The organism is Amycolatopsis sp. CA-126428, from assembly GCF_002904335.1.
In the GTDB taxonomy this organism is placed as follows: domain Bacteria; phylum Actinomycetota; class Actinomycetes; order Mycobacteriales; family Pseudonocardiaceae; genus Amycolatopsis.
In genome coordinates, this window is record NZ_PPHF01000169.1 from 43,524 (window position 1) to 57,394 (window position 13,871).

12 protein-coding genes and 1 tRNA gene are annotated in these 13,871 nt (G+C 71.8%); 4 read left to right on the forward strand and 9 right to left on the reverse strand.

Features of this window, described 5'->3' with window-relative positions; genetic code table 11:
- Positions 1–108 precede the first annotated feature (108 nt).
- Both C2L58_RS44265 and radA read left to right on the forward strand, forming a co-directional pair.
- Positions 109–798, forward strand: a complete 690-nt coding sequence (locus C2L58_RS44265; RefSeq protein ID WP_103343610.1) for a hypothetical protein — start codon at positions 109–111, stop codon at positions 796–798.
- A 39-nt stretch (positions 799–837) separates the two neighbouring features.
- Positions 838–2,196 carry a DNA repair protein RadA gene (gene radA, locus C2L58_RS44270; protein WP_103343611.1) on the forward strand — a complete coding sequence of 453 codons (1,359 nt, stop codon included), beginning with the start codon at positions 838–840 and terminating at the stop codon, positions 2,194–2,196.
- Here radA and C2L58_RS44275 read toward each other — a convergent pair whose 3' ends face one another.
- From C2L58_RS44275 to C2L58_RS44310, 8 genes are all read right to left on the reverse strand, one after another.
- A complete protein-coding gene (locus C2L58_RS44275; protein ID WP_103343612.1) occupies positions 2,197–3,252 on the reverse strand; it encodes a hypothetical protein in 1,056 nt (351 codons plus the stop codon). It lies immediately after the preceding gene.
- Positions 3,245–3,838: an RNA polymerase sigma factor gene (locus tag C2L58_RS44280; RefSeq protein ID WP_103343613.1), complete on the reverse strand. Its 594-nt coding sequence runs from the start codon at positions 3,836–3,838 to the stop codon at positions 3,245–3,247. Before C2L58_RS44280 ends, C2L58_RS44275 begins: the two co-directional genes overlap by 8 nt.
- Before the next feature lie 42 nt (positions 3,839–3,880).
- Complete coding sequence (locus C2L58_RS44285; RefSeq protein WP_103343614.1) at positions 3,881–5,152, reverse strand: alpha/beta hydrolase family protein; 1,272 nt, start codon at positions 5,150–5,152, stop codon at positions 3,881–3,883.
- Between the two features lie 47 nt (positions 5,153–5,199).
- On the reverse strand, positions 5,200–5,778 hold the full coding sequence (locus tag C2L58_RS44290; protein ID WP_103343615.1) for an ArsR/SmtB family transcription factor: 579 nt from the start codon (positions 5,776–5,778) through the stop codon (positions 5,200–5,202).
- A 108-nt stretch (positions 5,779–5,886) separates the two neighbouring features.
- Positions 5,887–6,414: a hypothetical protein gene (locus C2L58_RS44295; RefSeq protein ID WP_103343616.1), complete on the reverse strand. Its 528-nt coding sequence runs from the start codon at positions 6,412–6,414 to the stop codon at positions 5,887–5,889.
- Positions 6,415–6,501: 87 nt separating this feature from the next.
- Entirely contained in the window at positions 6,502–9,033 is a 2,532-nt protein-coding gene (gene otsB / locus C2L58_RS44300) for a trehalose-phosphatase (protein WP_441296376.1), read from the reverse strand.
- 37 nt (positions 9,034–9,070) lie between these two features.
- Positions 9,071–10,513: an alpha,alpha-trehalose-phosphate synthase (UDP-forming) gene (locus tag C2L58_RS44305; RefSeq protein ID WP_103343618.1), complete on the reverse strand. Its 1,443-nt coding sequence runs from the start codon at positions 10,511–10,513 to the stop codon at positions 9,071–9,073.
- A gap of 137 nt (positions 10,514–10,650) precedes the next feature.
- Positions 10,651–12,156 carry a threonine/serine ThrE exporter family protein gene (locus tag C2L58_RS44310; protein WP_103343619.1) on the reverse strand — a complete coding sequence of 502 codons (1,506 nt, stop codon included), beginning with the start codon at positions 12,154–12,156 and terminating at the stop codon, positions 10,651–10,653.
- A gap of 180 nt (positions 12,157–12,336) precedes the next feature.
- On the opposite strand from C2L58_RS44310, the gene C2L58_RS44315 reads away from it, so the two are divergent.
- Positions 12,337–12,409, forward strand: a tRNA-Thr gene (locus C2L58_RS44315).
- A 111-nt stretch (positions 12,410–12,520) separates the two neighbouring features.
- On the forward strand, positions 12,521–13,477 hold the full coding sequence (locus C2L58_RS44320) for a LuxR C-terminal-related transcriptional regulator (protein ID WP_103343620.1): 957 nt from the start codon (positions 12,521–12,523) through the stop codon (positions 13,475–13,477).
- Here the strand turns inward: C2L58_RS44320 and C2L58_RS49580 are convergent.
- Positions 13,474–13,629, reverse strand: a complete 156-nt coding sequence (locus tag C2L58_RS49580) for a hypothetical protein (protein ID WP_158264243.1) — start codon at positions 13,627–13,629, stop codon at positions 13,474–13,476. The genes C2L58_RS44320 and C2L58_RS49580 overlap by 4 nt on opposite strands.
- Positions 13,630–13,871: the final 242 nt, after the last annotated feature.

Below are 13,871 nucleotides of genomic sequence, written 5' to 3' on the forward strand. Positions count from 1 at the left end.
GGTTGATCTTGGTCGCCGCGTCCTGGCAACCCACACCCGTTCCGCGGCGGAGATCGACCCCGGCTAGTCTTCGGGGCGACGAGGCCGTGAAAAGGGAAGGACTGCGACGTGAGGCTGCAGAATCGTCGCGTGCTCGGTGCGGGCGTGCTGGCGCTCGGTGCCGCGCTCGCGCTCGCCGGGTGCGGGGCCGGCCAGATCACCCAGACCGCCTCGCAGCAGCCCGCGGTCAACGGCACGCACGCCCAGGTCAAGACCATCGAACTGCGCAACGCCGCGGTCCAGTACCCGAAGTCGGGCCCGGGCTACCCGGCCGGCGCGACCCCGGCGCTGACCCTGACGATCGTCAACAGCGGCCAGCAGGACGACTCGCTCGTCTCGGTGACCACCGAAGACGGCGCCCAGGCCACCATCGAAGGGTCCAAGACCATCGTCGCGATGCACTCGCTGGTGATCGGCCCGGACGACGCCGTCGAGTCCACGAACGAAGCGCAGCCCACGTCCTCGGCCGCGCCGTCGTCGTCGGGCGCTCCGACGTCCAGTGGCACGCCGACCGGCAGCAGCTCGGCCTCCAACAGCCCGGGCAGCCTCACCGCCACGGCCACCTCCGAGGTCCCGTCGTCCGGCCCGGCCGCGACGCCGACCGCGCCGGAGAAGGTCGGCCAGGCCAAGGTGACGCTGCCCCCGCTGAAGCAGCCGCTCTGGCCGGGTCAGGTCATCAAGGTCACCTTCGTCTTCCAGAACGCCGGACCGGTCACCGTCGAGCTGCCGGTCGCGGCGCCGGCGCACGCCAAGGAGTAGGTCCCCGGTTTTGTCGGTGGTCGCCGATAGCCTCACGGGGTGAAGAAGGGGACCACCTACCGCTGCGCGAGCTGTGGGTACGAAGCGGCCAAGTGGCTGGGCCGGTGTCCGGAGTGCCAGGAGTGGGGCTCGCTCGAGGAGCGCGGGGCGCCGGTCAAGCCGGCGATCCAGCGCGTCGCGGCCGGGGCGCCGAGCGCGCCCGCGCGGCCGATCGGCGAGGTCGACGTCGAAGCGGCGCGAGCCCGGCGCACCGGTGTCCCGGAGCTCGACCGGGTGCTCGGCGGCGGCCTGGTGCCCGGCGCGGTGGTGCTGCTCGCGGGTGAGCCGGGTGTCGGCAAGTCGACCCTGCTGCTCGAGGTCGCCTACCAGTGGGCGAAGACGGTCGACCGGTCCCTCTACGTCACCGGCGAGGAGTCCGCGGGCCAGGTCCGGTTGCGCGCCGAGCGAACGGGCAACGTCCACGACCGGATGTATCTGGCCGCCGAGAGCGACCTTTCGGCCATCCTCGGGCACGTCGACGACGTCAAACCCGGGGTGCTGATCGTCGACTCCGTCCAGACCATGGCGTCCCCGCAGGTCGACGGCTCACCCGGCGGCGTGACACAGGTCCGCGCGGTGACGTCCGGGCTGGTCGCGCTGGCCAAGGAGCGCGGGCTGCCGGTGGTGCTGGTGGGGCACGTCACGAAGGACGGCTCGGTGGCCGGCCCGCGCGTGCTGGAGCACCTGGTGGACGTCGTGCTGCAGTTCGAGGGCGACAAGCACTCGACCTTGCGGATGCTCCGCGGCATCAAGAACCGGTTCGGCGCGTCCGACGAGATCGGCTGCTTCGAGCTGCAGGAAGAAGGCATCGTCGGGGTGCCGGACCCGTCGGGGCTGTTCATGAGCCACACGGCCGAGCCGGTGTCCGGCACGGCGATCACGGTGTCGATGGAGGGCAAGCGGCCGATGCTGGGCGAGGTCCAGGCGCTGGTCTCGGCCACCGCGGCGCCCCAGCCGCGGCGCGCGGTCAGCGGCCTCGACTCCGCGCGGGTGGCGATGGTCCTGGCGGTGCTGGAGAAGCGCGGCGGCCTGAAGCTCGGCGACAAGGACGTCTACGCGGCCACGGTCGGCGGCATGAAGATCACCGAACCGGGCATCGACCTGGCGCTGGTGCTGGCGCTGACGTCGAGTTTCGAAGACGTCGCCCTTTCGCCGCGGCTCGTCTCGGTGGGCGAGGTCGGGCTGGCCGGGGAGATCCGGCGCGTGCCGAGCGTGGGCCGCCGCCTGGCGGAGGCGGCCCGGCTCGGGTTCACGCACGCGCTGGTCCCGCCGGACTCGGGCAAGCCGCCCGCCGGGATCCGGGTCCTGGAGGTGGCGAACGTCGCGGACGCGCTGAACGCGGCCGGGCACGCGCGCTGATCACCCCGAGGTCCGCGTGATGGCGTAGGAGTACTGCGTGTCCGGGGCATCGGGCCGGTTCGGGGCGAGGGGGAACCGGGTCGTCGTGGGGTTCGGCGGGGGCACGCTGCTCGGTGGCGGGTTCAGCGGTGTCTCCTTGTTGCGGATCGCCGCCGGGGTCGGCGCGCTGTCCGCGGCCAGCAGGCGCGCCGTCGCCGGGTCGAGGAACAACCGCAGCCCGGAGTCCTTGGCGACGTAGACGGCAGCCTGCCGCTGGTCCGGCAGCGTCCAGTGGGGCACGACGAAGATGCCCGGGAAGTTCGCGAGCGCGTCGCGCAACGCGAGCCGGACGTCCGGCCGGAGCAGGCCGGTTTCCAGCACGCTCCGGACCATGCCGAGCGCCTCCGTGGCGGAGTGCAGCCGCCCTTTGCGGGGGTCGTCGACGTCGAGTGTGTCCGAGGTCAGCCGCCCGACCAGCTTTTGCCGGTCGGGGGCCAGCGAGGCCACGAACGCCGCGTCGGGGGTCAGCCAGTTCAGGTAGTGCTGCGCGGCGAACACCCCGCCCGGCCCGTACTCGTCGATGGGGCTGGGCAGCGGTTCGGACTTGCCGTCCGCCCAGCGGCCCGTCAGCGTCGTGCGCCGGTGCCACACGCCGTCGGGATCGGCCGGGATCCAGAGCTCGATCCGGCGCTGGGCCTTGGTCATGAACCCGTTGCCGGTCTGCGTCACCCAGTCGCGCATCTCCGTGTAGTGGAACTCGCCGGGCGCGAGCGGGCGGTCGAGGTCGGGGAGCTCGGCGGCGGGCCGTGCCGTCTCCAGCGGGTCCGGCGTCCACACGGCGGCGGCGACGCCGAGCCCGCCGACCAGGGTGACGACGGCCGCGGCCACCGCGAGCCACCGCCACGCCCCGGTCCGGCGCGACCCGGCGGCCGGCGCCTCCTCACCCCCGGCCGCCGCGAGCAGGGACGCGCGGGCGAAGGCGAGCCCGTCGCCCGGGCCGACGTCGCTGTTCAGGTCCGCCAGCGCCGCGTCGAGTTCGGTTTCGGACCAGATCTTCCGGACGTTGTCTTCACGCAAGGTCCTGCACCTCCTCTTGGGCCGGGGCGTTCGTCCTGAGCCAGCGTCTGATCCGGTGCAACCGCGACCGGACCGTACCGGGCGGTATCCCGAGGGCCTCGGCGACCTCGCCCGGCTCCAGCCCGGCCCACGACACGAGCAGCAGCGTGTCGCGGTCGGCCGGGCTGAGCCGGGCCAGCGCGCCGGCCAGCTGCGCGGCCCGCACCTGGGCGTCGACCTGCTCGGCGACGCGGCCGTCGTGGTTCGCGTGACTGACTTCGCCGGTCCGGGCGAGCCGGGCGGTGGCCTGCAGCCCGCGCAGTTCGGATCGCACGTGGTGGCGCAGCAGGTTGGTGGCGATGCCGTAGAGCCACGACCGGGCGGTACCCAGCTCGGGCCGGTAGGTCTCGCGCCGCCGCAACGCGACCAGGAAGGTCTCGGCGACGAGATCGTTCGCCGGTTCCGCCCCGACGCGGCGCGCGAGGTACCGCCGCAGCTGCGCGGCATGGGCGTCGAAGAGCCGCCCGAACGCCGGCCCGGGCTCGGGTCCGCCCAGGTCCGGGCGGTCGGGCCCCCAGCGCTCCGAACCCTCGTGGATCACCTGCATGCCCCCAGTTGCCCGCAGGCGCCGACAGCGTTCACGGCGAAGCTAGACGCCCAGCAGGCCCCAGTAGATCGCCCACGGGACGAACACCACGCCCCCGGCCAAGAGGACGCCGAGCCGGGGGCCGCGGTTGCGCCACCACGCCACCGCTGTGCCGATGGTGGCCGCCACCGCGCCCAGCGACAGCAGCTGCAACGCCAGCCACGGCAGCGGGCGGCCGGCGACGACCGGGCCCAGGCCCTTGCCCATCGACAGCTGGATCAGCACGTCGACGACCAGGAAGCCGAGCACGGCGAGCAGCCCGGTCGCCGACAGCCAGCGGGCCGGCCGTGCCGCGGGGCCGCGCCGGAACAGCGGGTACCAGGCGAACGCCACCAGCAGGAACACCGGCACGGCGAGCTGCAGCCACGTCGGCTCGTACCAGGCGAGCGGCGTCACGGCGGTGCTCGGCCGGTCCTGTACCGGTGGCGCGTCGGCGGTGGAGACCGCGGGCGGGTGGTTCACCCAGCTGCCCACCAGTTCGAGGTAGCCGGGTGCGTACCCGGGCAGCTTGTCGAAGCCGTCGGTGGTCCGGCGCAGCTGGTGCTGCGCGTCCGGGAAGACCCGCAACGTGTGGTGCGCCACCGATTCCCGGAAGATCCGGACCGCTTCACCGGGCGGGGTCAGGATGTCCTTCGCGCCCCACAACCCGAGCACCGGCTGCCGCAGGCTCGTCAGCACCGGCACCGGGTCGTAGTGCGCTTCCGGGAACACCCCGGCGCCGGCGAGCTGACGCAGCATCGCCGACGCCATCCGCACGATCGAGCCGTCCATGCCCAGCCGCCGGAACTGGTTCTCGACGGCCCACGCCTGCTGCCGCGACGGCTCGACACCGTTCGCGCCCAGCGTCACCACGAAGGCGACGTCCGACGAACGCGATGCCGCCAGTGGTGCCACCCAGCCGCCTTCGCTCAACCCCCACACGCCGACCCGCGCCGGATCGACGTCGGATCGCTTGCGCAGCACGGAAACCGCGGCCAATGCGTCGTCCGCGAGGGTCGAGTACGAGCGTTCGAACTGTGAATAGCCGTCCGTGCGCTTGTCGTAGATGAGGGTCGCGATGCCTTGCCGCGCAAAGGCTTCCGCCTGTTCGCGGTAGTCCTCCCGGCTGTGCGCCCCCGAGCCGTGGACCATCACCAGGCCCGGCAGTTTCGTCCCGCCGGGTGGTGCGATGACGGTGCCGTGCAAGGTCACCCCGCCGTTGGCGAACGTCACGTCGTCGTTGGTCACGGACGCCGCCGACGCCGGTGGCGCCAGCGCCGTGACCGCCAGGATCACCCCGGCCAGTAGAACCGCTTTTCGCATGGAAATCCCCCTGTGTCATGTCATTCCCCTGGATCCGGGAAGGCGAGCCAGCGCACGAGCACGCGCCGCGCTTCCGGTGACCGGTCGCCTGACCGGTCGCCTTCGGTCCGCCAGTACCGGCGGAACAGCTCCATGTAGTCCTGCCAGAACTGCTGCAGCTCCTCTTCGGTGAGCCACGTGCCGCCGCGCGCGAAGAGCAGCGCGTCCGGCCAGCCGCCGGGCAGCTCCTCGCGCTGTTCCGCGAACCGGTTGAGCTTTTCGAGGTCGTCCTCGAACCCCTGCCGCTGCATGTCGTCGAACAGCATCCGGGATTCGGCGCTCTGCTCACTGCGGCGCGGCCAGCGGATGTCCCGCCGCCGCGTCCGCCACCACCGTTCCTTGCCCCGCGCGAGCTCCGGGACGTCCTCGACGAACCCGAAGCGAGCCAGCTCCCGCAGGTGGTAGCTGGTCGCGCCGGTGTTTTCGCCCAGGGCTTGGGCGAGTTTCGTGGCGGTCGCCGGGCCGGCCGACAACACGCCGAGGATCCGGCGGCGCAGCGGGTGGGTGACGGCCTTGAGGGCGTCCGGGTCGAGCTCTTCCGGTGGTGGAGCGCTGGTCATGGCTCCACGGTAGCCGTGCAGAGAAGATTGTGCAAAGAAAGTTCTGCAACTTGGCGCAGGCCGGTGCCCGAGAAGGTTCAGCGAGGTGCTGATTTGTCTACAGTGGACTTACCAGATCGGGTGGTCGCTGTACTTCCTGAGCGTCTGCACGGACGGCCGCAGGTAGAGCATCCCGCCCAGGAACCCCATGGTGGCGAAGGCGAGCGTCGAGAACGTCGTCAGCAGGTCGGGTGCCCGCAGTTCCGGGGTGTCGCGCCACACCCGGAAGACGATCGGCACCGCGAAGGCGCCGAAGATCAGCACCAGCGTCAGGACGTAGGTGAGCAGCAGCGCGCTGCGGGTCGCTTCGGCGCTGGCCACCACGAGGTAGTCGCCGCGCAGGCAGCGGCGGCAGGTCAGCACCAGGACCGCGATCGCCAGCACGCCCAGCGGCGGCAGCGCCGTGGCGGCCTTGCCGAGCAGTGTGTCCGGGAACGCGTGGCCGTGCACGATGCCCTGCAGGTACGTCGTCAGCCCGAACAGCAGCACCATGCCGGCGATCATCGAGCAGCCGACGACCACCGACCCCCAGCGCACCCGGTCAGCGAAGCGGGGCGGCAGCGGCACGAACTCGACCTGGCCGAACGTCCCCTGCACCGGCTCACCTCCAGAACGCACTGAAGGCCACCATAAGGGCACTGGGTGCCGTCATGGTGGCCTTCAGGGGCTTTCGGACCGAAAGGGCTAACTGGCCGCCAGCAAGTTGGCGCACCGGATGAGCCCGATGTGGGAATAGGCCTGCGGATGATTGCCCAGCGACCGTTCCGCGATCGGGTCGTACTGCTCCGGCAGCAGGCCGGTCGGGCCGGCCGCCGCGACGATCTGGTCGAACAGCTCCTGCGCCTCGGTGCGGCGCCCGGTGAGCAGGTACGCCTCGATCAGCCACGCCGCGCAGATGTGGAAGCCGCCCTCGCCGCCCGGCAGGCCGTCGTCGCGGCGGTAACGGTACACAGTGGACCCACTGCGCAGCTCCGCCTCGATCGCGGTCACCGTCTGCTGGAAGCGCTCGTCGGCCGGGTCGATCAGGCCGGTGAGCCCGACGAACAGCGAGGCCGCGTCGAGGTCCGTGCCGTCGTAGGCCGTGGTGAACGCCTGGACCTCGTCGTTCCAGCCGTGCGTCAGGACGTCGGCCTTGATCTCCTCGCGCAGGCCGTGCCAGTTGCCCGGGATCTCCCGGCCGTACTGCTCGCCCAGCTTGATCGCGCGGTCGATCGTCACCCAGCACATGACCCGCGAGTAGACCCGGTGGCGCGGCACGTGCCGCTCCTCCCAGATCCCGTGGTCCGGCTCGTTCCAGCGCCGCGTCACGGCTTCCGCCATCGCGCGCACCATCTGCCAGTCCTCGTCGCGCAGCTCGTGGCGCGCCGCCGCGAGCGTCTGCACGAGCTCGACGACCGGGCCGAAGACGTCCAGCTGCACCTGGTGGTTCGCCAGGTTGCCGACCCGGACCGGGCGGGAACCGGCATAACCGGGCAGGGATTCGATGACCGCTTCGGCGCCGATGACGCTGCCGGCGAGGGTGTACAGCGGGTGCAGCCGCTCCGGGCCGGCCAGCGTGGCGAGCACGCCGTGCAGCCACCGCAGGTAGCCCTCGGCCTCCTCGATCGAGCCCAGGTGCACGAGCTCCCGCACGGTCATCGCGGCGTCGCGGATCCAGCAGTAGCGGTAGTCCCAGTTGCGGACGCCGCCGATCTCCTCCGGCAGCGACGACGTCGCCGCCGCCAGCACGCCACCGGTGTCGGTGTTGACCAGGCCGCGCAGCGTCAGCGCGGACCGCAGCACCAGGTCGGTCTGCACCTTGGGCAGCTGCAGCTTCGACGTCCACTCGCTCCAGTAGCGGCCCGCGCGGTCCCGGCGTTCCACTTCGGACAGTTCGTGCGGGCCGAGGTCCGTGGTGCCGCAGCGCAGCTCCAGCACGACCGGCCGGGTCGGTGTCGGCTGCACCAGCGCGGACGCGGTGTCGTGCAGGCCGTCGGAGGTGATGGTCCACTCCACGCCCGGCGAGTACAGCACGAACGGCTCCGACGTGCCGAGCACCCGGACGCCGCCTTCGGTGACCTCGAGCTTCACCGGCACGCCGCCGAACTCGGGGCGCGGCGCGAACTTGACGCTCGCCGCCGCTTCGCCCGAGATCACGCGCACGAGGTCCGTCCGGTGCGGCGCGCTCTCCGGCTCGAGGTAGTCGGTGACGAGCAGGCGCGACCAGCGCGTCTCGACCGTCATCGTGTTCGGCAGGTAGCGCTGGCCGAGCGGGAGGCCGTTGCGGTGCGGCTTGATGGAGAAGTGGCCGGCGCCCTCGCCGCCGAGGAGGTCGGCGAACACCGCGGGCGCGTCCGGCCCGGGGTGGCACAGCCAGGTCAGCTTGGCGTCCGGCGTCAGCAGCGCGACCGAGCGCTCGTTGGCCAGCAGCGACAGCCGCTCGATCGGCGGGGCCGACTCGCCGTACAGCCAGTTGCGGCGCTCCTCGAGGAGGAAGCCGAGGACCAGCGCGACGTCCACGGTGTCGGGCACCCGGAACGCGGCGAGGGTCTCCCCGTCGCCGACCTTGATGCCCAGGTCCGGGCCGGACAGGCGGGCGAACGCCTTCTCGTCGGTGACGTCGTCGCCGAGGAAGATCGCGGCCGTGGCGCCCACCTGGTGGCGGAGGATGTCCAGTGCGTGGCCTTTGTCCGTTTGGACGACCGCCAGCTCGACCACCTCCTTGCCGTCGGTGGTCGACACGCCCTCCCACGTGGACGGTCCGGAGTGGACGTCCGCGAGCACGCGGCGGCCCGCCTCGTGCTCGGCGCGCCGGACGTGCACCGCGATGCTCGCCGGCTTGACCTCCAGCGACACGCCCGGGACGTCCAGCACGAGTTGTTCGAGCTCGGCCTCCAGCCGCCGGTGCAGCCCCCGCGCCTTCTCGTCGAGGGCGTGGATGAAGCCGATGTCGAACTCCGAGCCGTGGCTGCCGACGAGGTTCACCTCGGACGGCAGCCGGGAGAGCGTGGCCAGGTCACGCAGCGCGCGGCCGGAGATGACCGCCGTGGTGGTCTCGTGCAGGCCGGCGAGCGATCGGAGGGCCCCGACGGACTCGGGCAACGGGCGTGCCTCGTCCGGGTTGAGCGTGATGGGTGCCAGCGTGCCGTCGTAGTCGCAGGCGACCAGCAGACGCGGAGTACGGGCGATCTGGACGATCGCGCGCCGTAGCTCGGCGGGCAGGGCCTCGGCAGTCAACACTCCTCCTCAGGAGCTCGTGCATGGGTGCGGACTGTCAGTCGACTCCTTCGGCACCCAACGCTTGGAGGAACGAGCGCGCCCAACGATCGACATCGTGCGTGAGGACCTGGCGACGCATGGCGCGCATCCGGCGACGGCCCTCTGCCGGGTCGAGCGTAATGGCAGCCACTAGCGCGTCCTTCACCCCGTCCAGATCGTGGGGGTTCACGAGGAATGCGCTAGAGAGCTCCGCGGCCGCACCCGCGAACTCGGACAGCACCAGCGCCCCGCCCAGATCGTGCCGCGTGGCGACGTACTCCTTGCACACCAGGTTCATGCCGTCGCGCAGCGGCGTCACCACCATGACGTCGGCGGCGGAGAAGAAACCGGCCAGCTCGGTGCGGTCCACGGACTGGTGCAGGTAGTGCACGACCGGGTGGCCGACCCGGGAGAACTCGCCGTTGATCCGGCCGACCATCTGCTCGATCTCGCCGCGCATCCGCTGGTAGTGCTCGACGCGCTCCCGGCTCGGGGTGGCGAGCTGGACGAACGTGACGTCGTCCGGCTGCAGGCGGCCCTCGTGCAGCAGCTCGTGCAGCGCCTGCAGCCGCAGGTCGATGCCCTTGGTGTAGTCGAGCCGGTCGACGCCCAGCAGGACCGTCTTGGGGTTGCCGAGGTCGCGCCGCAGCTGCGCGGCCCGCTCCTGGACGCCCTTGGTGCGGGACAGCTGGTCGAGCCCGGCGGCGTCGATGGAGATCGGGAAGGCGCCGACCCGGACGGTCCGGTCGCCGACCTGCATGGTGCCCGGCCGCGACCGGACGCCGACCGCACCGCGCGTCGACTCGAGGCCGATCAGCTGGCGGCACAGCCAGAGGAAGTTCTGCGCGCCGCCGGGACGGTGGAAGCCGACCAGGTCCGCGCCGGTGAGGCCGCGGATGATCGCGGCGCGCCACGGCATCTGCATGAACAGCTCGACCGGCGGGAACGGGATGTGCAGGAAGAAGCCGATGCGCAGGTCCGGCCTGAGCTCGCGCAGCATGGCCGGCACCAGCTGGAGCTGGTAGTCCTGGATCCACACGGTCGCGCCGGGGGCGGCAACCTCGGCGCTGGCCTGGGCGAACCGGCGGTTCACCTTGACGTAGCTGTTCCACCACGCGCGGTCGAACACCGGGCGCTCGACGACGTCGTGGTAGAGCGGCCAGAGCGTCGCGTTGGAGAAACCTTCGTAGTAGTCGCGGACTTCGTCGGCGCTCAACGAAACCGGGTGCAGCACCAAGCCGTCGTCGTCGAACTCGTCGACGTCGACGTCGGGCACGCCCGGCCAGCCCACCCAGGCGCCCTTCCTCGACCGCAGGAACGGCTCGAGCGCCGACACCAGCCCGCCCGGGCTGGCCGTCCACCGGCGTTCGCCCTCGGCGGTGCGTTCGAGGTCCACCGGTAGCCGGTTCGCCACCACGACGAAATCGGCCTGGTTCGAGTTCTCCTTCTGGTCACTCACGTCGCCTGCTCCTCGCGTCTGGGTCGCGGCCCCAGAGTGAAACCCTATCGCGTGAGCGATGAACAGCCGGTGACCGCTATGTTACTCCGCCGATGCCCCCGCCACCGCCCTCAACGGAGGCACTTCGTGCCGCTCTGCTAGTCAAGACTCCGTTCGGTCGGTTCGAGCGGACCAGCCATGCGTGGTCCGGCGAACCGCCGCTCGAGCCGGCCCAGTCCGGTGCGCACCGGCTGGGCCAGCCATTCCCCGAGTACCACGCCCGCGGCCAGCGCAAGCCCGATTGCGACGGCCGTCATGAGCGTCGAGATGTTGCCGCTCGGCTCGACCCCGATTTGGTACAGACCACGGTAGGTCGACAGGCCCGGAAGCAGGGGAGTGATCCCGGACACGGCCACCACGAGCGGGGTGACGCCGAGCCGCCGGGCGAGCACGCCACCGCAGAACCCGACCAGCGTCGCGGCCACCGCGGACGAGCTGACGCCGTCCAGCCGGGCCAGCATGAGCGCGCCGTAGACGGCGGCCCCGATGCCGCCCGCGGCCGCCGCGACCAGCATGGCGCGCATCTTGGCGTAGCTCGCGAGCGCGAAGCACGCGGCCGCGCCGGCCCCGCCGAGCACGACGAGCGGCAGCTGCTGCGGCGTCGACCCGGTCACCTCGGGCAGCGGCGTGCGGGGCAGGCCGAGCATGACGGCGATCCGCAGGGCGAGCACGACCCCGGCGATCAGGCCGGCCGACATCAGCGCGGTCTCCATGGTGCGGCCGGCGGCGGTGACGTTGTAGCCGGTGATGGCGTCCTGCACGGCCGAGACGGTGGACAGCCCGGACAGCAGCACGGTGACCGCCGCCGCGACGACCAGCGTCGGCTTGTCGGTGGTGAGCACGTTGCTGCTCACGATGACCATGGCCGACAGCGTCGCGACCAGGCCGCCGATCACCTGCTGGAAGAAGAACGGCAGCCCGTAGCGGTTCACCACCCGGCCGACCCGGTCGATGACGCCGCTGATGGCGAAGGCGACGAGCGCGATGTCGAACCCGCCGCCGAGCAGGATGGTCACGAACGCGGCGACGCCGCCCCAGGACAGCGTCGCGACCCAGCGCGGGTACGGGTGCGGCGCGGAGGTGATCCGCTCCAGCTCGGTCTGCGCCTGCTCGGCACCCAGGTGCCCGCGCACGATCTTGCGGACGAGCTTCTCGGTCTCGGTCAGCCGCGTGTAGTCGAGGCTCCGGCTCCGCACGACGCGCAACGCGGTGATCGGCGTCAGGTCGGTGCCGCGGTGGCAGGTCACGGTGATCGACGTGAAGATGACGTCGACCTCGCAGTGCGGCAGCCCGAGCGCCCCGGCGATGGCGATGATCGTCGCGGTGACGTCCGACGCGCCCGCGCCGCTGGCCATCTGGACCTCGCCGATGCGCAGGGAGAGGTCGAGGACGAAGTTGACGGTGGCCTCGTCGGGCAGCTGCGGGCCCATGGCCTCGTCGGCGTCGACGGCGGGCAGCTCGCCGGTCGGCGCTTCGAGGACGTGCCACGGACGGCGCTTGAGGAGGTTGGGCCGGTGCGCGCGCGGCCGCTGGGCTTGCTCGGGTGGTTCCAGGAGCGGCCATCTGGTCGCCCGGCCCCCGTTGGTGCGCTCGCTGATCTTCATGATCCATCCACCTCCTCGCTCGTTCCCCGATGACCATCGACGGCTACCCGCCGACCGTTGCACGGATCATGGAGTGGCGTCCACCACGTTGGTCCATGGTCGCCTGGACCTGCGGATCTTGCCTCCCGAACGGATCATGGGCGGCGGCTCGGTACACTGTGTCCGGCGCCTCGGCGCCAGGCCGCTATAGCTCAGCTGGTAGAGCATCTGTCTTGTAAACAGAAGGTCAGGGGTTCGAGCCCCCTTGGCGGCTCCGAAGAACAAGCCGGCGCGTAGTCGCGTTCGTGCGAGCCGCCGCGTGCTCCCCCTCCGAAGACCGCCGAATGGACTAGTCTGAGCCGGGAAGAGCGGCGGGGGTGCGGGGATGCTGGAAGGGCTGCTGTCGACCGAAGCGGGAGCGCTTTACGACGCCATGGTGCGGTCCGGGCCGGTGCCGCTGGACGATCCGCGGGCCACGACTCCCGAGATGCAGGAGCTGGTCGACCGGGGGTTCGTCCGCCGGGACTACCGCGATGACCCGGTGCTGGCGCCGATGGAACCGGTGCGGGCGGTCGATCACGCCATCCTCGGCGCGCAGCAGCGGCTGGTCGAGCAGCAGCGGCAGATCCTCGCGGCGCGTCAGCAGCTGGACGTGCTCCAGACCGTCTACCGGGCGGCCTACGGCGGCGGGAGCGACGCCGCCGTCGAGGTGCTGTCCGACCCGCAGCGGATCGGTGCCCTCTCCCTCGAACTGTGCCTGTCCGCGAAGGAGGAGTTCCTCACCTTCACCACGCGGCACTTCAAGCGCAAACCCGACGCGAACACGGCGATGGCCCTGCCCGACGCGGTGACCGAACGCGGAGTGCGGCTGCGCAACGTCTACGAGCGCGCCGCGCTGGAGTTCGAGGGCGCGAAGGGCGTCGTCGAGGCCAGCATCGCCGCCGGCTGGAACATGCGGGTGGCGCCCGAGCTGCCGATGAAGATGGTGATCGCCGACCACCACTCGGCGCTGATGCCGCTCGATCCCAGCGGGATGGCGGGGGCGGTCTTCGTGCGCAGCCCGACCATCGTGGCCGCGCTGCGGATGCTGTTCGAACTCGTGTGGACCCAGGCCGTGCCGATCGGCGACGGCGGCGGGCAGCAGCGCCACGGGCTGACGCCGACCCAGGCCAAGGTGCTCGACCTGCTGGCCACCGGGATGACCGACGGCGCCATCGCGCGGCACCTCGACGTCAGCGAGCGGACCGTGCGCCGCCACGTCCAAGGCCTGCTCGACGCCCTGCAAGCCGACAACCGGGTGGCCGCGGTGCACGCGGCCACCCGGCTGGGCTGGCTCGATTAGGACCAGTGGCACGTCGGCTCGCCGGCGGTCCAGATCCACACGCAGTTCGTCGGAGGCTTGCCCGTAGCCGACGCCTCGGGCGCCACCACGGTCCCGAACGCGAGCGCCGCCAGGGCCGCCGCCACCACACCGGTCACCATTCGCTTGATCATGTCGTCCTCCCCTGCGAAAGCAATCTCTGATGTGTGACAAGTTAGGCGGCGATGTCTTACGCCGGGAGAGCAAGTCCGGCCACTGTCCGGATCCGGTCACGCGGGGCCGGGCGGCGCCGGACCGTGGCTGCCCGGCGGTTCCTCCTCCGGTCCCGGCCCCCGTACCCAGTGCAGGCTGTCCGGTTCGGGCCACCAGCCCTGGGGGACCGGGCGGGGACCGCCGCCCGGCTCACCCCACCAGC

Coding starts and splice junctions, on each gene's coding strand:
- C2L58_RS44280 (WP_103343613.1), bottom strand. CDS start 3,838: ATGCAGGTGATCCACGAGGGTTCGGAGCGCTGGGGGCCCGACCGCCCG.
- C2L58_RS44290 (WP_103343615.1), bottom strand. CDS start 5,778: ATGACCAGCGCTCCACCACCGGAAGAGCTCGACCCGGACGCCCTCAAG.
- C2L58_RS44310 (WP_103343619.1), bottom strand. CDS start 12,156: ATGAAGATCAGCGAGCGCACCAACGGGGGCCGGGCGACCAGATGGCCG.
- C2L58_RS44320 (WP_103343620.1), top strand. CDS start 12,521: ATGCTGGAAGGGCTGCTGTCGACCGAAGCGGGAGCGCTTTACGACGCC.
- C2L58_RS49580 (WP_158264243.1), bottom strand. CDS start 13,629: ATGATCAAGCGAATGGTGACCGGTGTGGTGGCGGCGGCCCTGGCGGCG.